This is a genomic window from Thermohalobaculum sp. (assembly GCF_058622915.1).
Window position 1 is genome coordinate 1 of the sequence record NZ_JBZSYN010000210.1, and the last position, 4,310, is coordinate 4,310.

General features: G+C 70.6%; 3 protein-coding genes and 1 pseudogene. 3 read left to right on the forward strand and 1 reads right to left on the reverse strand.

Annotation, left to right across the window (positions count from 1 at the left end):
- Positions 1-879, forward strand: a pseudogene (gene lysK / locus AC32QD_RS16365) (lysine--tRNA ligase); the annotation flags it as partial.
- 7 nt (positions 880-886) lie between these two features.
- Here lysK and AC32QD_RS16370 read toward each other — a convergent pair.
- Positions 887-1,114 (reverse strand): hypothetical protein, encoded by a 228-nt coding sequence (locus AC32QD_RS16370; protein WP_492011579.1) that lies wholly within the window; start codon positions 1,112-1,114, stop codon positions 887-889.
- 295 nt (positions 1,115-1,409) lie between these two features.
- Here AC32QD_RS16370 and AC32QD_RS16375 point away from each other — a divergent pair, with 295 nt between their 5' ends.
- Both AC32QD_RS16375 and ppsA read left to right on the forward strand, forming a co-directional pair.
- Positions 1,410-2,660 carry a glycosyltransferase gene (locus AC32QD_RS16375; protein ID WP_492011580.1) on the forward strand — a complete coding sequence of 417 codons (1,251 nt, stop codon included), beginning with the start codon at positions 1,410-1,412 and terminating at the stop codon, positions 2,658-2,660.
- Positions 2,661-2,675: 15 nt separating this feature from the next.
- Positions 2,676-4,310 (forward strand): phosphoenolpyruvate synthase (gene ppsA / locus AC32QD_RS16380; RefSeq protein ID WP_492011581.1); only part of this gene is annotated, 1,635 nt, incomplete at its 3' end.

The window sequence follows — 4,310 nt, forward strand, 5'->3', positions numbered from 1 at the left end:
ATCCCCTCGGCCGAGCTGGGCGCGAAGATCTGCCGGTGCCTGGGCGAGCGCGCGCCCGAGCCGTTCCAGTACGAGCTGTTCCTCGACGGCGAGGGGCAGAAGATCTCGAAGTCGAAGGGCAACGGGCTGACCATCGAGGAGTGGCTGGCCTATGCCAGCACGGAGTCGCTGAGCTATTTCATGTATCTGAAGCCGCGCGCAGCGAAGCGGCTGCACTGGGACGTGATCCCGCGCGCGGTGGACGAGTACCACCAGCAGCTGCGCGCCTATCCCGGGCAGGACGTGGAGAAGCGGCTGGCCAACCCGGTGTGGCACGTGCACGACGGCAACCCGCCCCGCTCGGACATGGTGGTCAGCTTCGCCATGCTCTTGAACCTCGCCGCGGTGGCCTCGGCCACGGACAAGGAGGCGCTGTGGGGCTTCCTGCGGCGCTATGCGCCCGAGGCGCGGCCCGAGACGCACCCGCAGCTCGACGCCGCGGCGGGCCATGCCGTGCGCTATTTCCAGGACCACATCGCGCCGACCCGCGCCTACCGGCTGCCCGAGGAGCGCGAGCGCGCGGCGCTGGCCGACCTGCGCGACCGGCTGGCCGCCCATGCGGGCGGGCAGGGGGGCGAACAGGCGGGCGAACAGGGAGGCGAACAGGACGCCGAGGCGTTGCAGACCATCGTCTATGCGGTGGGCAACGAGCACGGCTTCGAGCCGCTGCGCGACTGGTTCCGGGCGCTCTACGAGGTGCTGCTGGGTGCCAGCCAGGGGCCGCGCTTCGGCGGCTTCGTCGCGGTCTACGGCGTTGCCGAGACCGTGGCGCTGATCGACCGGGCGCTGGCCGGCGAGCTGGCCGGGGCGGCGCAGGCGCGGCCGGCCGCGCCGGGCTGAACCCGCTTCACGGGGCCTTGCGGCCGCAGTCGGGCGGCGGGCCGGACCCCTCGACCAGCTCCTCGCGGCCGCAGGCGGGGCAGTACCACGCCTTGCGTCCCTCGCGGTCGCGCTTGTGCAGGCGGCTCCAGTCGCAGGCGCTGACGCGCCAGCCGAAGCGGGCGGCGAGCAGGCGCCGGTTCAACAGCACCACGACCGCGAGCAGCACGACCAGGAAAATCAAAGCGACGGTCACGGGGCCGGCCCTCCCTGCGCGGCCACGATAGCGGGCCGCGGCGTGCTGTCCAAGGGCCGCGCGCTGCGGGTACAATTGCCATCGGTGCGGCCGGTGTCAGTGAGGCACCGCCGGTCGGTCGCTCCCCGGATTTGCCGCCGGCCGCGCAGGCAGGCGGCGCGTGCGCGGCGCGCCATCGCAAGACCGGCCTGCGCTTGACCCGCATCAATCCGGGCGCCGGCCGCGGCCTGTATGATCGCCGCATCGCCGTCCCCGTGCGGGCACCGGCAGACAGATGGCAGGAAAGGGCAGGCGGATGGAGGCAGGCGTCGACGACCCCATCCCGTTTCGGCTGACCGCGATCGAGGACTACGCGCCCCTGATCGGCGAGGCGGCCGCCGAGCGGCTGCTGGCCAAGGCCGCGGCGCTGCGCGACATGCACGTCGTCAACGTGAACTCGACCTATTACGGCGGCGGGGTGGCCGAGATCCTGTCCTCGCTGACCCTGCTGATGAACGCCGCCGGCATCCGTTGCGGCTGGCGGGTGCTGCAGGGACGACCGGATTTCTTCAGTGTCACCAAGAAGATGCACAACGCTCTTCAGGGCGAGCCGATCAACCTGAGCGAGCTGAAGCGCGGCATCTACGAGGAGGTCGTGTACGAGAACGCGGCGCGCATCCATCTCGACCACGACCTGGTCATCGTGCACGACCCGCAGCCGCTGCCGCTGATCCGGCACTACCGCAAGAAGGCGCCCTGGGTGTGGCGCTGCCATGTCGACCTGACGCAGCCCGACCCTCAGCTGTGGGCCTATCTGTCGGGCTTCGTCGAGCGCTATGACGCGATGGTCGTCTCGCTGCCGGAATACGCGCAGAAGGTCACGCCGCCGCAGCGCTTCATCATGCCCGCGATCAATCCCTTCTCCACCACCAACAAGGAGCTGTCTGAGGCGGAGATGGACGAGCGGCTGGAGCACCACGGCATCCCGACCGACCTGCCGCTGGTGGTGCAGGTCTCGCGCTTCGACCGGTGGAAGGACCCGCAGGGCGTGATCGACGCCTTCCGCATCGCGCGCAGGCAGGTGGACGCCACCCTGGTGCTGGTGGGCAACGTCGCCACCGACGACCCCGAGGGGCAGGACATCTTCCATTCGCTGTGCCAGTGCGGCGAGGAGCGCGTGCGTATCCTCTCGGTGCAGGACTCCGCGTTGGTCAACGCACTGCAACGCCGCGCCGCGGTGGTGCTGCAGAAGTCGCTGCGCGAGGGCTTCGGCCTGACCGTGACCGAGGCGATGTGGAAGGGCGCCGCGGTGATCGGCGGCAATGTCGGTGGCATCCGCCACCAGATCGAGGACGGGGTGAACGGCGTTCTGGTCGATAGCGTGGAGGAGGCGGCCGAGGCGATCGTGCGACTGCTCAAGGATGCCAAGCTGCGCCGGACGCTGGGCGCCAAGGCGCGCGAGACCGTGCGCGAGCGGTTCCTCATCACGCGGCTGATGGAGGACTGGATGGACCTGATCGGCGCCTTCGAGCCCAGCTTCCGCCTGCGGGCCGGGCCCGGCGCCTGAGAGGCGGAGAACGGCATGGCAAAGCAATCCCCCGAAGTCGTCTGGTTCGAGGATCTGAACCGCGGCGACGTGCCCCGCGTGGGCGGCAAGAACGCCTCGCTGGGCGAGATGGTGCGCCACCTCGGCGCCAGGGGGGTGGCGGTGCCGCCGGGCTTCGCCACCACCGCCGCGGCCTACTGGCGCTTCGTCGAGGCGAACGGGCTGACCGACAGGATCGGCGCGACGCTGGCCGAGCTGGAGGCAGGCAAGATCGCGCTGGCGGAGGCCGGCGACACGATCCGCCGCGCCGTCCTCAAGGGCGAGTGGCCCGACGAGACGGCGGACGCGATCCGGGCGGCCTATGCCAGGCTGTGCGAGCGCCTGGGCAAGGACGAGGCGGACGTGGCCGTGCGCTCGAGCGCCACCGCCGAGGACCTGCCAGATGCCAGCTTCGCCGGCCAGCAGGAGACCTTCCTCAACATCCGCGGCGAGCGGGCGCTGATGGAGGCCTGCCGGCGCTGCTATGCCTCGCTGTTCACCGACAGGGCGATCAGCTATCGGCAGGCCAAGGGGTTCGACCATCTGCAGGTGGCGCTGTCGGTGGGCGTGCAGAGCATGGTGCGCTCGGACGCCGGCGGGGCGGGGGTAATGTTCTCGATCGACACCGAGACCGGCTTCGACAAGGTGGTGGTGATCGACGCCGCCTGGGGGCTGGGCGAGAACGTGGTGCAGGGCGCGGTGGACCCCGACGAGTACGAGGTGTTCAAGCCGCTGCTGGCCGAGGCGGGGCTGAGCCCGGTGATCGAGAAGAAGCTGGGCGCCAAGGCGCAGAAGATGATCTACGCCAAGGCGGGCGGGAAAGGCGCCGGGCAGGGGGGCGGGCGCCCGATCCGGAACGTCCCCACCTCGAAGGCCGAGCGCGCCGCCTTCGTGCTGGAGGATGCGGATATCCTGAAGCTCGCCCGCTGGGCCTGCGTGATCGAGGACCATTACGGCCAGGCGATGGACATGGAGTGGGCCAGGGACGGCGAAAGCGGCGAGCTGTTCATCGTGCAGGCGCGGCCCGAGACTGTGCAGTCGCGGCGCCGGGCCGGGGCGCTCAAGACCTACCGCATCGGCAACAAGGGCAAGCTCGTCACCTCGGGTCTGAGCATCGGCGATGCTGTGGTGGCCGGTGAGGTCTGCGTCATCGAGAGCGCGCGCGAGATCGAGCGCTTCGTCGACGGCGCCGTGCTGGTGACCGGCACCACCGACCCCGACTGGGTGCCGATCATGAAACGCGCGGCCGCGATCGTCACCGACCATGGCGGGCGCACCTCGCATGCGGCGATCGTCAGCCGCGAGCTGGGGCTGCCGGCGGTCGTGGGCACGGGCAACGCCACGCAGGTGCTGCACGACCAGGAGGAGGTGACCGTCTCCTGCGCCGAGGGCGACGAGGGCTTCGTCTACGAGGGCAGCGTCGATTTCGAAGTCGAGGACATCGACCTGGGCGACATTCCCCGCACGCGCACGCGCGTGATGCTGAACCTCGCCAACCCGGCCGCGGCCTTCCGCTGGTGGCGGCTGCCCGCCGACGGGGTGGGGCTGGCGCGCATGGAGTTCGTGGTCAACAACCAGATCAAGGTGCACCCCATGGCGCTGGTGCGCTTCGACGCGCTGGCCGACGGCGAC